Below are 16,328 nucleotides of genomic sequence, written 5' to 3'. Positions count from 1 at the left end.
TCAATGGCCCCCGTGCTGGAGTAATTGCTTCAGCAATTTGAGATGGTTCCGCTCCCCCGCGACGATCAGCGTGCTGCCGCCCCTCAGCCTATAGTCCGGGCCCGGATTAATATGGTGGGTATGATCCGGGTACACGGCCGCAATGATGCTCGCCCCGGTTTTTTGGCGGACGCCCATCTCGCCGATCGACTTGCCTACGCAGAGGAATTCCGTGTCGATCCGATACCATTCGATAATGAGATCGTTCAGCGCCACTTCGATCGTTTCAAGCGCCTTCGGCTTGTAGTACATGCCTCCGAGAATAGCCGCGGCCGCTCTCGCTTCGTCGTCTTCCAGCGTCACGATCGAGACGCTCTCATCCGGGTCGTGGCGGTCCGGCGTATAAATTTCCCGCCTGCCGTCGTCATGGACGACGATAACGAACTTTTCTTTCGATTGCGTTTCCACTTCGTACTTGCGGCCGATTCCCGGCAAATCCGACTCCCTTATAGGTTTCATCCGTAATTTCCTCCGATTGTGTATGGTTGTGTCGCGTCGAAAGTAACGGCACAATCGGATAGAGGGCAACGCCCGGATCGACTAATCCATATTTTTTTCGGGCATGCCAAACAATACCCGTGCACCGGAACAAGCTGAACCTGCTGTTATTATTTTCCGATGACTATGGCTTCATACCGAAAAGTTGGGGAATTAGGCGCCGACGTACATGGAGGTGAATTTCAGGGGACGCAAAAGCAACTGCTTGCGGAGCAGCGGTACCGGGGGGGCGAATCGTTCCAAGCGGGCGCGGATGCAAATATCGCGCAGCACTATTGTGCACAAAGGCAAGAAAATCGTAATAAGCGGAAGAAACACGCGAAGCTTCTGCAGAAAATGGGCGGGTGCGCCGAGAGGCGAATGAATGGATGCCGGTGCCGATACGGCGGGGATCGACTGGGAAATGGGCGTTACGACCGTATCGGCGGTCGGCATGAGAAACGACCAAAGAAGAGCGAACGCGACCGACAGCAGTCCGATTGTGCGGACAGTTGGACGTACGATCAAGATGTCCTCCCTCCTTTCCGGTAAGATAAGGCCATTTTATCATAAATTCGGTCAAATTCCAAATCATTTTCATAATTATCGGTATATTAATGCTTATTACTCGGATTATCTCGTTATATCGCCAATTCCTCTAGTTGAACCCGACATACCCCCCTTCATTTCCCCGGAAATGGTCCCAGTTGAAACGCATTCTCAACTCAGTGATAACGATAACCATTCTCCCTTATTTAGAATTATTTTAAATAAGCATTGATTTTAACAAGATGAGGTGTATAATTTAGATACACGGATGAACCTTCGGTCGTCCTTTTTGCAGAAAGCAGGTGACTTCTCATGTACGATTATCATCATCTACGCCACGTGAAGGAACAAGCGACTTCCAAACGGGCGCTTTGGATTACTTTGATTTTGACCGCATTTTTTACCGTTGTGGAAATTATAGGCGGCTTGGCGTCCAACTCCCTTGCCCTTCTGTCCGATTCGGCCCACATGGTGTCCGACGTTATCGCTCTCGGCCTAAGCATGACCGCGATTTATTTGGCTTCGCGTCCCCCTAACGCGAGATTTACGTTCGGATTTTTGCGGTTCGAGATTATCGCCTCTTTTCTGAACGGATTCGCGCTTTGTCTGATCGCTCTCGGCATTTTCTATGAAGGCGTGCGTCGTGCCCTTAATCCTCAGGTAATCGATCTCGGACTCATGCTGACCATCGCTTCCATCGGCTTCACCGTCAACCTGGTGCTGACGTTTGTGCTCAGCCGAAGCATGAAGGAAGAGGAAAATTTGAACGTGAAAAGCGCGCTGTGGCACTTTATCGGCGACCTGCTCAGCTCGATCGGCGTCATCATCTCGGCCATCATCATCTATTTCACCGACTGGGGCTGGGTCGATCCGCTCGTCAGCGTCGTTATCGGCGGCATCATTTTTACCGGAGGCGCGAAAATCGTCAAGGAATCGTACCTCATTCTGATGGAATCGGTCCCGGACAAATTCGACCTTGACGAAATCCGCAGCTCGATCGCCGAGGTGGAAGGCGTCGAAGACGTACACGAGATGCATCTGTGGGCCGTCTCTACCGATCATTACTCGCTGACCGCACACGTCTTTATCAACGAGCGCATCCAGCCGTTCTGCATCATACTGGCCATCAACGAGACGCTGCAGCGCAAATACGGCATCGAGCATTCGACGATCCAGATGGAGCATGCGACGATCCACCCGCACGGCGAGTACGGCAAAGAATTTTTGCGGCATAAAGAAGAGGAGGAAAAAGCCCGGGAGCATATGCTGCCGAGCTAATAGCACAACCGTTGGCTGTCGTTCATTCCGGTGTTTCCGCCGGGGAGAGCGGCAGTCTTTTTTTTAGAAAATTTTGCGTGAATTTTCCCCAAATAAATACATGTTCATCCTTGAAAATGGTTTTGACAGCCGTTCGCGGCGCGATATGACGATATTTTTCGCCAAATTTCGCCCATGGCAGTCGAACCGCGCGCCAAATACGCAAAATCGAATGAAAACGAAAGCATATGTGCGATCAAGTGGCTTCGCGATATATTTTCAGTCAATTCGAAGCTACAGGAAACATTGTTTCAAACGCTGGAAAGCACCTATAATGAAAACATTTATTGCCAAACTTTACTCGAGTTGAACTTAGTCGACATGCAAGGTCTGGCGGTAAATCAGAACACCCATTTGAACGAACGGAGGCTGACGAATGAAAAGAAGCTTGCTCGCTCCCATTCTTTTCACCTTTGTAATCGCTTTCACTGGATGCTCTAAAAGTCAGGAAGCCGGTGTAACCGCACCGCCGCAAAAACCGCTCGACCCGGTCACGATCCGAGTCCACCAGCTGGGGGGGTATTTTACGGAACAAGACTTCGACGAGCTGATCGCTCAGCCGGTCAAGAAGAAATACCCTCATCTCACCGTTACGATGGACAAAACGACCGAAGATTTGCCCGACCTGCTTGCCAAAGGGGAAGCGATCGACTTTCTCGTTACGTATCACGGACGGCTGACCGCCTATAAGGAGCTGGGCGTCTACCTCGATTTGCTCCCTCTTGCCAAACAGTACAATTTCGACTTGAGCCGGTTCGATCAAGGGGCTTTGGATACGATCATCGCCAACTCGGACAAAGGAGAGCTGTACGCCCTCCCGTACGCGAACAATCTCAATGGCCTTTATTACAATAAAGATATTTTCGATAAGTTCGGAGCCCCGTATCCGACCGACGGCATGCTGTGGGAGGACGCCATCGAGCTTGCCAAAAAAGTGACGCGAATGGACAATCAAACGCAATACCGCGGTATCGAAATCGACGACATCAACCGTCTGCTGTTCCCGCTGTCGCTCAACATCGTCGAGGCGAAGACGGATAAAGTCATGGTCAACAGCGATCCGTATAAACGGGCGATCGGCATCGCCAAACAAATCTACTCGATTCCGGGCAACGAATACATAGGCGGTTCCCCGATCGACCGCTTTCTGAAAGACCGCACCGTCGCCATGATCCCGACGATCAACCTGTACTTGCGCATCCGGCAAACCCCGGGTCTGAACTGGGACGTCGCCCAATTCCCGAGCTATAAGGAGAAGCCGAACGTGTACGGCATGTACGACCTCCACTGCATGATCCCGATGGTCGCGAGCAAGAATAGGGACGACCAGATGCGTGTGCTGGAAGTATTGTTCTCCGAGGAAGTGCAGATGGTCATGTCCAAAAAATCGGCGAAATTCCCGGTCATGAAAGATCCGAAATTCCGGCAGGCATTCGGCCAAGATTTGCCCGAGCTGAAAGGCAAACATATCGAAGGCGTGCTCAAAAGCAAAACCGAGCTCGCTCCGCCCAATTCGCTCTATTATGCCAAATCTTTAAGCTTGCTCAACGCCGAGTACGCCAACATCATGAAAAATACGAAAGATATGAACACCGGCCTGCGCGACGCGGAAGAACAAATCAAGCAGTACATCGTCACCGAGAAGTCGAAGAAGTGAAGCTTGGCGCAACATAAAAGCGAGGAAAAGCCCCGGTGACCCGGGGCTTTCAAATATCATAATTATTCAACATCGATAAAATATCGATAACAGTCGGCCCACCATGTATATCCTTCCCGTTGACCAAGCTTTGCAAGGTATACCTCGATCGTTCCGGTCTCGCGATCCTGTATGATGCTGAAGTTGGATAGTTGGAGCTTATCGGAATCACCCTCTTCACGCTTGTCTATCGTTGTAAGCGTGTCCTTCATCAGCAAACCGCGGTCGTCTATTTGAGCAATCATGAGCGGATGTCGGGGGAAGTTGCCATAGGTTGCATGATCGGAAATATTGCCGATCCAGTAGATCTTGTCGTTCTTTATGCTCCTGACAAAAGCAGAAATGGTCGCTGCTGAGTAGAACACCTCCCGGTTGTCAAAATGCCACGGCACAGGGTCGGTGAACGTCCTTCCTCCGTCATCGGAATAACAGTACCACTTATGCGCTGGCGTTCCAGGTTCGATGCGCGTGTTCCAATTTTTGTTTTCCCAATTGGACCCGCGGAACACCGCCAATATCCGGCCCGTCGGCAGCATGATGGCGGCCGGCTCATCTACCCCTCTGGAAGATTTCAAGTCACTGATCACGACCGGTCGGGAGAACGTAAGGTCATAATGCCCGCGAGATTCATTGAATATGCCACGAACAACAATCAAGCCGTGCATGATTTCGGAACAAGAGGGGAAAATCTCAGCTGCGTCAAGGCCGCGAATACGCAAGCAGGCGTGCATGGAAGCGCCAATCGGAAATATAATTTCGCCGTTATCCAGTACATCGACACCGCAACCCAGATAGGCCCGATTGTTGTCGGTATATGCCGGGTTTCTCCAGTTATCCGGCTCAAAATCGGCGCCTTCCTCATACTTGATCAATTCGGTTGTTCGCTCATCACTTCCTTCTTTTCTTATCGACAGCATGCTGTGGTCAACAAAACTTGCTTCGCCATGTCCCCAAAATCGCTTATAGGCCTTATGATGGCCGTCAAAGAAAACTCTGCGCATGTCAACGGATACAAAATGTCCGAAGTGGGGATTGAATGTTTCTTTCCCATTATAAGTAGCGATTTCGTCTTCGCCTTTCACCTCTACACTTCTGCTGTAAACATCTTGCCATTCCCCCCAGGTTCGCCCGTTATCGTCGGAGAATCGCTCGAATGCTGCATTGCTCCAATCCGATTCACCTTGCAAGCTCTTACGTTCCACTCTCCTAAGTCCCGTACTGTTTACATAACGTTGCGATCTCTGATCTGTCGTTTTTTTATCCGGGGATTCGACATATAACTCTTTTCTCACCTTCATATTTGTGCTCATGCTCCTCTCATCTTCATAATCCTTTGGCTAATCTCATACCTGCATGGCTTTCAGTGCGAGAATGAATGCATTCGCCTGCTGTTCAAGAACCTCCGCAGCCGTGGTAGATATCAGATTCTGAGCGCGAACGGAAGGATCATCGATGTAGCTTTTGAAATCCTCCATATAAGCAACCGCCAGTTGTCCGGCCCCTTGATTCAAGAGCAGTTGTATAATATCCAGCCGATACTTCAGATTGACTGCAAAACTGGACTGAATTTCGTTCTCCTCCGCATAGTGTCCCACGGACAGTAACATCCCGTTTACATGAACCGGTTCAATTATCACCGTTAAAGTAGCGGGTAGCGAGTATTCGTGACCGTCATAAACACGAAACGTTACGGTATCCATGCCCGTCAGTCCTGTATTAGGCAAATAGCTAAACGTCCCGTAGGCAGAATTCGTCACACTCGCAGTTCCTTTCTGACCGTTCACTACGAGACTATACGTTAATTGATCTCCATCGGCATCCACAGCGTGTAACGTACCCCCGACTGCTGTGTTTACCTGGGTGGTAACCGTCAGGTCACGTGTTAATGGCGTTGAGTTGGCTCCGGGAACAGGTGCTTCCGCTTCTATTAGATTAGTGACCAAATCGGCAGGGTAAGCGAAATGATGCCATTTTTCAATATCGATCTTATCACCGATCTTATTCAGACTATTGTTTCCGGTCCAGTTGTTGAACAAGTAAATGCCATCTGCTCCGGCCTGATAGGCCTCGTATGCTCTAAGACGATATTGCAGCTCACTCATTATCGTATTGGACCGGTTGACCGGAATCCCTTGCTTGATCAAATCTTCTTCCGCCTTCGTCAAGTCATGCCCGCTTAAGGAATGAGTCGTACCGATGTACAATTGGACAGCGGAATTGCCTACAGCCTCCACAAATGGAGTGATATCAAAAAACTCTTCATGACTGAGGGTAGTAGGGATGATCATATCAACCAATTCCTCGTCGATCCAGGCGTCAATATCCAACCCGTATTGTTTGTATCCATTGTAAGGAAAACGTACCGTGATCTGTTTCGTCGGCAAAGCCAGTCGGAGCTCGCGAAGCATCTGCGTAATCACCTCGGCTTTATAACGGTCCCAACGTTCCAGCCCTGCAACGGATGTTTCATCTTTCGGCTCGATTCCATACTGCAGCAGGTACGCATTGGTTAGCTCGGATTGATAACCGAAAAGATTCGGATACCTGCCGAAATCGAGGTTTATTCCATCTACCCCAGGGAAGGCGGCAGCCTCCAGCAGGACATTTTTCATATATTCCCGGACGATGAGATTCCCATAATCAACCCTGAAATTCAAAGTCCCATTCTTCAGCACCATTCGATAGGGAAGCATTTGGTTGTCATAGACGGCACCGTTCAAGTATCCGTTTACGGCAGGATCATAGACAGCGTTCATTCGCAGGGAAGCATTCGTCTTTAAGCCCAGTTGGTCAGCTTTCTCGGCTACGATCTGCAACGGTGAACGGCCGCTGGCGTTGATATCGGTAATTTGCTGTCGTGCCAGCTTATCCCCGTCCCTCATCTGACTCTCATAAGCTTCCGACCCGGCAAATGGAATACCTGCATATTGGCTGTTATGATTCAAAGTAAAGGTGGCCAACAACTGCCAGTCAATCTGCCCAACATCCTTGCCTGCGTAAATCTCGACCCCTCTTTCCTCCAGCTTGCTTGGCGTGGGAAAAAATCCCTGGTAGAAATTGCTGAATCCGTCATTGTTATAGATGGTTCGATTGCCGGCGGCACCTTCGCTCTGCGAGTCATACAACGTCAACTCTTCCTCTGTCAGGCTTCTAAGCTTAAAATACGTAATGAAAGCCTGCTGATTCGGCAGCGGAGTAATCCGTATGCGTTCTCCATCGAATTGACCCGCAAATAGAAATTGCTCTTCGATAGCCTTGAGACCGTAAGTTGTTCCGGTCACTGTCGCGGTCCCTGCAACCTGTCCGCTTGCTTCCTCTCCATAAGAAACCTGGAACCCGCCGGCCTTGGCTACATAACCGACATAGACAGCATACCGCCCTTGGAGTTCCAGCGGCAGTTCCAACGAATGGGCGCCCGGTTCGTTCGCGATCCACAATTCGTCCTCATTACTGCCCAAATAATGATATTTGCCCGTCTTCCAGCCGGCATATGTCGCCTTTTGTCCTTGGCTATCTTCCAACCAGAGCATGTCGTTGTACACGTAGACAGTGCCAGGTACAGATACCGGTGCATCACCGGGGTTTACCTTATGAACCGAAGGATATACGTATAAGTCACTCGTTAATTCATTCACTTTGCGATTTTTATAATACAACTCTGCTACAGCGGTCATGATTCCCGACTGTCCCCCAGGTGCAAGCGGAATCTGTAAACGGGGAGAAGAAATGATCTCGTTATGCTGTGCAATGATTTGATCGTCCTTCACCAACTTCGTCCGGATCTCCAACTCGCCTCCGGACAACCAGTTGGGAGGAATATCATCCAATCCTGCCCCGAGTGCCACTTCCTCCGAGTCAGAATAAGGGAGGACCGATAACCCTTTTATTCGCGGTTCGACCTGCGTCCACTCCGGCAAGTCTCCAACCGTCAACTTCAGATTGTCCAGGTAAACCTCGTTATGACCGGACACGCTATTCATCGAAGCATTAATGATTTTGAGCGAGTCCGCACCGCTTGAAACAGGAGTAGCTACGTTGAAGGAAACAATCCTCATCTCGTCCATGGACAGCATCAATTTTCCTCTGCCATCGTAAGCAATCCCCCACCGATGAAACAGTCCATCGTCGGGTATTAAATGTTCATAATCCGCAACCAGAATGCTGCTGGATTTTACCAGCACCTTATCTCGCTGGAGGGTTAACTTTGCCGTCTTCCGCGCTGCCGTCACTTCAAAGCTTAATCCCCTGATTATCCCTAATGTCGGAGCCTCATCCACTTCAATCAGGTCTGCGATTCGAGCATCAAATTCCAACAGCCACGGGCCTGCGCCTATCGGAAATACTTTGGTCATAAACGTGTACTTGTTAGCAGCTGCGGCGACTTCATCTCCGTAAATCAAGTATTGGCCTACAGGGACAGGTTTCATCGTCACACCGCCGGGATTTGCCAAGGAGCCGGTATGGTCAGTAATGTAAGTCCCGTTACTGGCACTCGTTACCGACCATCCCGATCCTGCCAGTTGAGAAGCATCATCATCGAGAACCACCACCGCAGCTGCGGCGATTTCCTGCGTTGCCAGCGTGATTCCATTCCATTGCAATGAAAAGAACGAGAGAAAAAAGATAAGAGGCAGTACAATGAATATTTTTCGATCCTTGATAAGAAAAGCTTCTGATCGAAGTCTTTCAATGATGTGCATTCGTGTTTTAGCAGTAGCTTTTCTTGGTATAGAATTTACTTTTTTCGTCCACAAGGTCCGAAAATTTATAAATTCTATAACGTTAAGAAAAGCTTCTAAACGAAGCCTTCTCCACGATGAATGACCCTGCGTAAGCGGCGGCCTTTGGTTCACAAAAACGCACCTCCATCGATTTTAGATTCGTTTATTTCCGATTATCTTCTATATACTTGTTTACTTCTTCCTCAGCTTGACGCAATGCGGAATTGATATCTGTTTTGCCGTCCCGCACGTTATGCACATGTTTTGGTATTATGGTTGCCGCTGCCTGGTTCGTATACTGATCGTATGTAGCTGCAGGAGCGTATTTCTTAGGACTCATTGCGCTTATATTCTTGCCCCTAAACATTTCGGCGTTCTGACCAAAAGCCGCTTTAATCTGGCTGCTCTTCAGAGGAGTCGTGTAGGCATTCTTAGAACGTTCCATCTGGAATGAATCAGACGTAAAGAACTCCATCGCCTGCACGGCCAGTTCCTTATGTTTGCTTGTACTGGATAAATACATATAATCCGGATAGGGCTGAACGCTTACAGGGCCTCTTTCCGGCAACACAGGAATCGGTGCCATATCCCAATCCATCCCTTTGTAACGTTCCGGTGTATTGTAACTCGCTCCCAATCCCATCCACATCGCCAAAGTTCTGTCCTCGAAAAACATTTTCGCTCCATCGGGAGCTAATCCCGGTGTATCCGACTTTTCATATTGCCTGAGGTACATCTCGGATACCTTTTTACCAATATCGTTATTGAAAATTGCCTTATTCGTCTTTGGATCCACGTATTCAAGAGAATAGGGATTCCTGCGGAAAAAAGTGGAATGCATCCGGACGCCATAATATTGTGTCCCGCCATCCATGCGCGTCACCTTGTTGGCCAAAGCAAACATCTCATCCCATGTCCATTGATCATGAGGCGGATAAGGAACACCAAATTTATCGAAAATACCTTTATTATATAAGATTTGCGTTGGACTATCCTGCAGCGGCAGCCCGATCAGCTTACCCTCGCCCAACTTCCTGTTCATATCAATAAATTCCGGGGCAAACCGGTTCAAATCGATTTTATATTGCTTGATAAACGGTTCAATATCCGAGGAAAACTCATACGGTTTCAGGTAGAGGAGATAACTCGCATTGGCGGCAAGAATCACATCAATCGGCTGTTTGGCAGCAATGAAGCCCTCTATGACCTTCGTGTTCATCCCGGTAGGCTTGATCGTTTTCGGAATAATATGAGGGTATTTTTTCTGTAGCGGTTCTCCAAATTCTTTCATAAACGTGGCTTCATCCCACCAATATGTACTGGTGCTCAGAAAATACACCTCTGTTGGCTCTTGAGGAACTGCCGGCGTCTTCAATTCTTCCTCACCAGATTTACTTCCTCCGCATGCAGCGAGCAAACCGATGGACGAGATCATGACGCAACCCAACATAAATGAATTCCTTCTTTTTGACATGACAATTCCCCTTTTTTTAAAATAATTTAATGAGTATCTTTATACCGCCTACAACGCGACCACATTGAACCCTATTATGGCGCGGTTCTGTACTTGCTCTCATTATTTGCATACGCTTACATATGTCAGCCGAATAGAATCCTGTCTTCATCTTGTTTCCCCCTCTCCTTATTCATTGAAGCTTTTTGAAGCATTTCGTTGGAAATTCGCCATTCAAACTAAAAACCAGTATGGTGGTTATACCATCATACTGCAAATGATACCCATTCATTTACTGCACGTCAACACTTATTTATTGTATCTTCATTTTATGATACGATCGCCCTATTAATATAATTGGATGTGTGAGATATGGATCTAGCTGAGAAAACAACACTGCCGCAAATCGTGTGTGAGCGGATAAAGTTATTTATTGTGGAACATGAGCTCAAGGCTGGAGATAAGCTTCCTTCCGTGAATCAATTGATCGATATGCTGAAGGTCAGTCGCTCCGTTGTCCGTGAGGCGCTGAAAATGTTGGAGACGCTTGGGGTTTTGCGGATTCAAGCGGGCGGAGGAATTTATCTGGATGTCCCCTCGTTTAAGCCATTTATGGATCAGGTATCCTTTCAATGGAAACATAATGAGCACAGGACCAAGGAGCTTATCGCTACGCGGAGGGCATTGGAGCTCTGTGCTGTTGAGATGGCTATCGAGCATTATGATCTCTATCTGTTGGAACAGTTGGAACTCGCAAACAAGCAAATGGAGCAAAGCATTACAAAAAGAAAACTTCCGGTAGAGGAAGATTTGGCGTTTCATCGAGCACTTTTCAAGGCGACGGGTAACCAAACATTTTTCGAATTAAGCGATGTGGTAAGCGAATTTTTTAATCAAGTCAGGGAGCGGCATTTCGTGGATGTCAGAAATACGATTATTTCCTTCGAGGAGCATAAGCAAATCATAGAGCAAATCCGAAAAAAGAATGTGGAAGAAGCGAAAGCGGTCATGAAGAAGCACCTGTTAGTCTTGGATATGTTGATTCCGAACAAAATAGATCAGTAATTACCAAAATGCAGCAATCCGAACATACAGGGCCGTCTCCTTCCGCGCTCAGCATACCGGCAGCTCGCTTTGGTAAGCGAGACCGACTCTTTTGCCTTTAAACGGCCCTGCAAGCTCTAGGTGGTTCAGCATACAGTTCGCTACATCCTCGTAAGCGACATCCAGCTCCTTCAACCGGCTGAACAGGTGGCCGGCAACTTCGGCTTCGGAGAAGTCCCTGATGGTCTCCGGAACAGGCACGGGCAAAATTGGGCCTCTGTCAAGATGGTAGACACAAATTTTATTGCTTCACAGTGTTAATGTAGTAGGCACGCTCGAATTCATTTGGTGTTGCATATTCAATGGCCGAATGGATGCGTTTTTGACACAGCCCTCCGATTTCTATCATTTCATCAGTGTAACTGTGTCTACTTATGGCTTCGGTTGTTCGTTTATCATTTTCTGTGTCTCTTCCGCCATCATTCGCAAACCTGTATTGAGATCGACCGTGCCGGCAAGCAGCGCATTGAGATGTTTCTCATAGATGCTTCTCGCTTTGGAATCGACGTTCGTTGTCGCAGCAAGCGGCGCGAAGGGATAATAGGTGACCGCCTTCCAATTTTTATCCGGAAAAGGAGATTTCGATCCAAGTGTCTCTCTCACTTCCTTTGCTCTCGAAGCCATCAATGTGCCGCCCTTTGAATTTTCGACAAAAAATTCGAGCGAGGTCCAAAACTTGATCGCTTCCATTGCCGCCTCTTTATGCTCCGAAAGCGAAGTGATGCCGAAATAATTGGGAGAAACTTGCGAGCCGACTTCAGCCAAGCCCGGCAATACCGGAAAAGAAACCATGTCCCAATCGAGCGACGAAAACTCTTTCGTCAGTGCGAGCGGAGCGGCCGCCGTGTACAAAAGCATGGCAACCCTGCGATCCTTGCTAAACGATGACCAATCCGGTATTTTCCCTATATCCTTGTATGCTTTCGTAAATACGGGATTTAAAAGTACGGTTTGGATCAGTGTCTGCCATTGCGCGCTCGTATGAATCGTCGGTGTTCGCTTGGTCCCGTCTACCAATGGCAAAGAATATGGATTCCAGCCGATCATCGCACCCGTTCCATGGCTGCCGATACCGTAATATTGCAGGTTACTGTCCAAACGTGTCATTCTGTTCGCCAAATCGAGCGTTTCCGCCCATGACATCCCGTCTTTCGGGTAGGACACTCCGAACATATCGAAAAGCGTCTTATTATAGTAGAGCAGCAGGCTGTTCATCTTTACCGGTAGGCCGTAAAGCTTTCCATCGAACATCTGCCTCATCGATTCGATGGCTGTCGGCTCCAGATGGCCGATATCGACGTTATGTTTGCGGATCAAGTCGCTCATATCATACTTCAGATCGTAATCGAGCAGCGCCTCCTCGAAACCTCCCCGCGAATTGGTGTACAAATCGAACTTGACGCCGGCCGCCAGCAGTTCGGGAATCGTCGTGCCGTCGGCCTTCGAGGTTTGAATGTACCGCAAATCGAGATGAGGGTATTTTTTGCGCAGCGGCTCCAAATAAATCACTTCCATCTCTTCCAGAGGGGAAATGGACACCAACGTTAACGGAACACGTTCCGCCGGATTTTCCTTAGCCGTTTGAGGAACATCGGCCTCCTCTTTCGGCCCTCCGCTGCAAGCGCCAACAATAGCGGTTGCCCCTGCTAGAAGGATTAGCAACCTTGCACTCTGTTTGAACATATGGACACCCTCGCATTTTATTATTCTGGTTTAATCCCCGCGTCCTTCAACATGCGCTCCGGTTGCTTTCGAGTAGCGGAGATTCGCTGATCGTTTAACTTGGTGGTTGGATGTGTGATTAATGCGTCCCGCTCTTATAGATCCCCATATCCCATACGTTTCCTCTCGAGTTGCCATCGTAATCGGATGAAATATCAATGGACTGTCCATCCATCAACACAAACTCCGTGATGGCCTTGCCGGCGCCGATAGCCGGGCTGCCTGCTTGCAGATGCCAGTCCTCTTCGGCTAAGTTGGCGAAATACGGATCTGCATATACGCCGTTCAGTTCTTGCCCGGCAGGCAAGCTCGTGTTGTTGTAATAGAGGTTATAGTCGTGTACCAAGTTAACCGGCTGCTTGGTACCAGCCGCGATGACGGCATTGTTTGTTGTATTCATGATGATATTGTTCATGAACACCGGGTTTACGTTATCCGGGTCCCAATCCCATCCGACCTGAGGCTGGGAGCTTCGAGGACTGTACAAGAAAATGCCGTTCCTTGTGCCGATCACGATATTGTTGTAAGCCGCGCTGTCCTTTGAGCCCACGAAGCCAATGCCGTTGTTGATACTGGGTATCCCATTCCGTGTTTCGGCCACAACGACATTGTTGTATACGACCATGTTCCAAGCTTCGTAACCGTTTACGCTGTAATCGCGAGTCCATGCATAGCCGGTCGATCCCCCCATATAGATCGCGCCTTCAGCCATATTCACATTGTGGTTATGGATGTAGTTGTTATAGACCTCAATATCCGACGAGCCGCCTTTGGCCAGCAGCCCAACGCGTCCAACGTCATGAATTTCATTGTTTCGAATCGTGCTGGACTGGACGTTGACGAAATCGATGCCTTCGTGCCCCATATCGTAGATGAGGTTTCCATCGACTACATAATCGGAAACGAGATACCCTTTTACCCCTTCTTCGAACGCATTGTGAATTTTGTTGCCGATAACATGAACGTGATTAGAGCCTTCCAGCACTTGGATGAAAATATCCGACGTAGTCGTTCCGCGCTGAGTTTGCGTCATTTCAAAATCTTGCAGCGTAACATAAGAGATGCCGGTCAGGACAACTTTTTTGGTCGGCAAATTCTGGAACTGGATGACCGCCTGGTGTTTATTCCTCGCCTTGAATACGATTCGCTCGTTTGCCGTGCCGCTTTGCATAAAGATGGCCGGGCTGGTCTCGGTGTAAACGCCGTCCTCAAAAATAACCGTGTTCCCACGCTGCGCCAGTTGGGCCGCTCTAGCCATCGTCTTCCATGGTTTATCTTCGGTTCCGGGGTTCATATCGGAGCCCGTCGGAGAAACATAATAGGTCGAGCCCGGCACGGTGCTTGGACCGGGATCGTCCGACCCTGCAGGGGCGTCGATTTTAGCTACGCGAATATCGTCGATCTGTATATCCGCCTGGTAAACCGCCGCTGCGATCCCTCCGTTCTTCAGTTGCCCATCCGATCCGCTCAACTCCAGCTTGCCGTATACGTAAACCTGAATGTCAGTGCCATTTACGACAAAACGAATATCTACCCATTCCCCAATTGGCGGATGCAAGTCCTTCTCCTGCAGCGGGGTAACGATGCCGGCAACCTTTTTCTTCAGTCCGATGTAGCCTTTCTCCGGACGGATCTCCAACAAATAGTAATTATTGATGTTGGTGTACCGGGTATACAGCGTCAACCAGCCTGATGGATTATATGACTGAACGAACTTTACTCTTGTGTCCAACTGATAACTTACCCAATCCATAGAACCTGCGTAAGAGCGGGAAATACCGCTGCTTGAAGAAGCATTCAGGTCGGTATATACGTGATTGCCTCCCGGTGTTTCTTCTACGATCCCCATCGTTCCCGACTGCGCGGTCCAAGCGCCGTCTCCCTGTTCAAACTGCTCTGTGAACAAAATCTCTCCCACCTTAGGTACTGTATTGGCATAAATCCCCATAGGCACGGGTGCTGTTCGGGCATTCCCGTTAGCATCCAGATTGACGTCCATTGTCTCACCGTAATAACCGGTAACGTTCAGTGTAGCTCCTGCGCCGGCAGCCGGACTGTCTTCCCGCAGATACCAGTCATGGTACGGATCAATCAGCAGCGGATCCTCATAGATCCCGTTTGACTCGACCGGGGCATTGGCACAGTTGTAGTACAAGTTATAGTCGTGCACAGAATCGATTGGCGAGTTTACCGTGTGAATGGCATTCCCGGTGCAGCCCGAAAAAATATTGTTGGCAAATGTCGAAGAAGTCGGGAACGGCGCCCATCCGGTTGTCGCCCCGCCCCCATTGGAGTAGCTGACCCCGTATTTGGCATCGACGACGATGTTATGATAAACAGCGCTGTCCACGCTCCCGGTAAACGCGAACGCGGTATCGATCAGCCCCGGCTGTTCCGCAACAAGAATGTTGTTCCAGGCAACCGCATAATAAGCTTGGTATCCGTATGTGTCATACGCTACTGAAGGAGGATAACTTCCGCCCAAGATGATACCGTTCCTCATCAATTTGTCGATTGCACGAATGCGGTTATTATAGATTTGGGCGCTGCGTGTGCCTGCTGGTACCAGAATGGCAGTACTGACCTCGCGAATCTCGTTGTCTGCGATGACCGGCCGATCGATATTCGCCAAAACGATGCCGAAGTTGACAAAATCGTATATTTCGTTGCCGACCACCTCAATCCGCTCGCCTTTTAAGGCTTGCACAGCCTTGCCACCGGCACCGTGAATGGAATTTCCGCTGACGATACAGTGAGAGCAGTCGCTCATGTCGATGAATATATCCCCGCTTGTTGTTCCACTGACTTCCTGGGTTATTTCAAAATCGAAGATGGAGATATACTGTTTATTCGTCAACACGATTTTGGATGTTGTATTCAAATTGGAAAATAACAGTTTCGCCTTCTGTTTATTCCTTGCTTTGATCGTAATCGGTGCAAGTTCCGCTCCGTTGTTCGTAAACCTGATCTGAGTGCTCACGTATACGCCATCCTCAAAGATCGCGGTATCACCGGCCTGTAGCGTTGCCGCAGCCTTCTTAAGCGTTCTCCATGGCGCCGTTTCCGTACCTGGGTTGGCATCGTTGCCAGCGGGAGCGACATAGTACGTATTGCCAGCTGCGTAGACCTCCTGCGTACCGGCGGTCGGCATGTTTGCCAGCAGGCCAATCATGAATACAAACAGAAGTACACATCCGACTTGAAAGATTCTGTTTCGAAATTCCTTCATCCTAATAGCCTCCCTATGTAA

The 16,328-nt window shown here is 49.0% G+C and carries 11 protein-coding genes; 3 read left to right on the top strand and 8 right to left on the bottom strand.

Annotated features, from left to right (window positions below; translation table 11 throughout):
- Positions 1-498: a cation:proton antiporter regulatory subunit gene (locus tag FE783_RS27790; protein WP_138882642.1), complete on the bottom strand. Its 498-nt coding sequence runs from the start codon at positions 496-498 to the stop codon at positions 1-3.
- Between the two features lie 192 nt (positions 499-690).
- Complete coding sequence (locus tag FE783_RS27785; protein ID WP_138882641.1) at positions 691-1,044, bottom strand: hypothetical protein; 354 nt, start codon at positions 1,042-1,044, stop codon at positions 691-693.
- Between the two features lie 333 nt (positions 1,045-1,377).
- On the opposite strand from FE783_RS27785, the gene FE783_RS27780 reads away from it, so the two are divergent.
- Entirely contained in the window at positions 1,378-2,343 is a 966-nt protein-coding gene (locus tag FE783_RS27780; RefSeq protein ID WP_138882640.1) for a cation diffusion facilitator family transporter, read from the top strand.
- 415 nt (positions 2,344-2,758) lie between these two features.
- Entirely contained in the window at positions 2,759-4,039 is a 1,281-nt protein-coding gene (locus FE783_RS27775) for an ABC transporter substrate-binding protein (RefSeq protein WP_138882639.1), read from the top strand.
- 62 nt (positions 4,040-4,101) lie between these two features.
- Here FE783_RS27775 and FE783_RS27770 read toward each other — a convergent pair whose 3' ends face one another.
- From FE783_RS27770 to FE783_RS27760, 3 genes are read right to left on the bottom strand one after another with little or no spacing between them, the layout of a single operon-like run.
- Positions 4,102-5,376 carry a hypothetical protein gene (locus FE783_RS27770; protein WP_138882638.1) on the bottom strand — a complete coding sequence of 425 codons (1,275 nt, stop codon included), beginning with the start codon at positions 5,374-5,376 and terminating at the stop codon, positions 4,102-4,104.
- A 45-nt stretch (positions 5,377-5,421) separates the two neighbouring features.
- Positions 5,422-8,931, bottom strand: a complete 3,510-nt coding sequence (locus tag FE783_RS27765) for an FIMAH domain-containing protein (protein WP_138882637.1) — start codon at positions 8,929-8,931, stop codon at positions 5,422-5,424.
- Positions 8,932-8,962: 31 nt separating this feature from the next.
- Positions 8,963-10,273 carry an ABC transporter substrate-binding protein gene (locus FE783_RS27760; protein ID WP_138882636.1) on the bottom strand — a complete coding sequence of 437 codons (1,311 nt, stop codon included), beginning with the start codon at positions 10,271-10,273 and terminating at the stop codon, positions 8,963-8,965.
- A 351-nt stretch (positions 10,274-10,624) separates the two neighbouring features.
- On the opposite strand from FE783_RS27760, the gene FE783_RS27755 reads away from it, so the two are divergent.
- Entirely contained in the window at positions 10,625-11,317 is a 693-nt protein-coding gene (locus tag FE783_RS27755) for a FadR/GntR family transcriptional regulator (RefSeq protein WP_138882635.1), read from the top strand.
- Between the two features lie 48 nt (positions 11,318-11,365).
- Here the strand turns inward: FE783_RS27755 and FE783_RS27750 are convergent, their stop codons facing one another.
- From FE783_RS27750 to FE783_RS27740, 3 genes are all read right to left on the bottom strand, one after another.
- Positions 11,366-11,563 carry a hypothetical protein gene (locus FE783_RS27750; protein WP_238403281.1) on the bottom strand — a complete coding sequence of 66 codons (198 nt, stop codon included), beginning with the start codon at positions 11,561-11,563 and terminating at the stop codon, positions 11,366-11,368.
- Positions 11,564-11,728: 165 nt separating this feature from the next.
- A complete protein-coding gene (locus FE783_RS27745) occupies positions 11,729-13,039 on the bottom strand; it encodes an ABC transporter substrate-binding protein (RefSeq protein WP_138882634.1) in 1,311 nt (436 codons plus the stop codon).
- 118 nt (positions 13,040-13,157) lie between these two features.
- A complete protein-coding gene (locus FE783_RS27740) occupies positions 13,158-16,307 on the bottom strand; it encodes a right-handed parallel beta-helix repeat-containing protein (protein WP_138882633.1) in 3,150 nt (1,049 codons plus the stop codon).
- Between the last annotated feature and the right edge of the window lie 21 nt (positions 16,308-16,328).

This window comes from Paenibacillus mesophilus (assembly GCF_005938385.1).
Classification (GTDB): Bacteria; Bacillota; Bacilli; order Paenibacillales; family NBRC-103111; genus Paenibacillus_AB; species Paenibacillus_AB mesophilus.
This window is presented reverse-complemented; position numbering and strand designations above follow the sequence as displayed.

Coding starts and splice junctions, on each gene's coding strand:
- FE783_RS27780 (WP_138882640.1), top strand. CDS start 1,378: ATGTACGATTATCATCATCTACGCCACGTGAAGGAACAAGCGACTTCC.
- FE783_RS27745 (WP_138882634.1), bottom strand. CDS start 13,039: ATGTTCAAACAGAGTGCAAGGTTGCTAATCCTTCTAGCAGGGGCAACC.
- FE783_RS27740 (WP_138882633.1), bottom strand. CDS start 16,307: ATGAAGGAATTTCGAAACAGAATCTTTCAAGTCGGATGTGTACTTCTG.
- FE783_RS27790 (WP_138882642.1), bottom strand. CDS start 498: ATGAAACCTATAAGGGAGTCGGATTTGCCGGGAATCGGCCGCAAGTAC.
- FE783_RS27775 (WP_138882639.1), top strand. CDS start 2,759: ATGAAAAGAAGCTTGCTCGCTCCCATTCTTTTCACCTTTGTAATCGCT.
- FE783_RS27760 (WP_138882636.1), bottom strand. CDS start 10,273: ATGTCAAAAAGAAGGAATTCATTTATGTTGGGTTGCGTCATGATCTCG.
- FE783_RS27755 (WP_138882635.1), top strand. CDS start 10,625: ATGGATCTAGCTGAGAAAACAACACTGCCGCAAATCGTGTGTGAGCGG.
- FE783_RS27770 (WP_138882638.1), bottom strand. CDS start 5,376: ATGAAGGTGAGAAAAGAGTTATATGTCGAATCCCCGGATAAAAAAACG.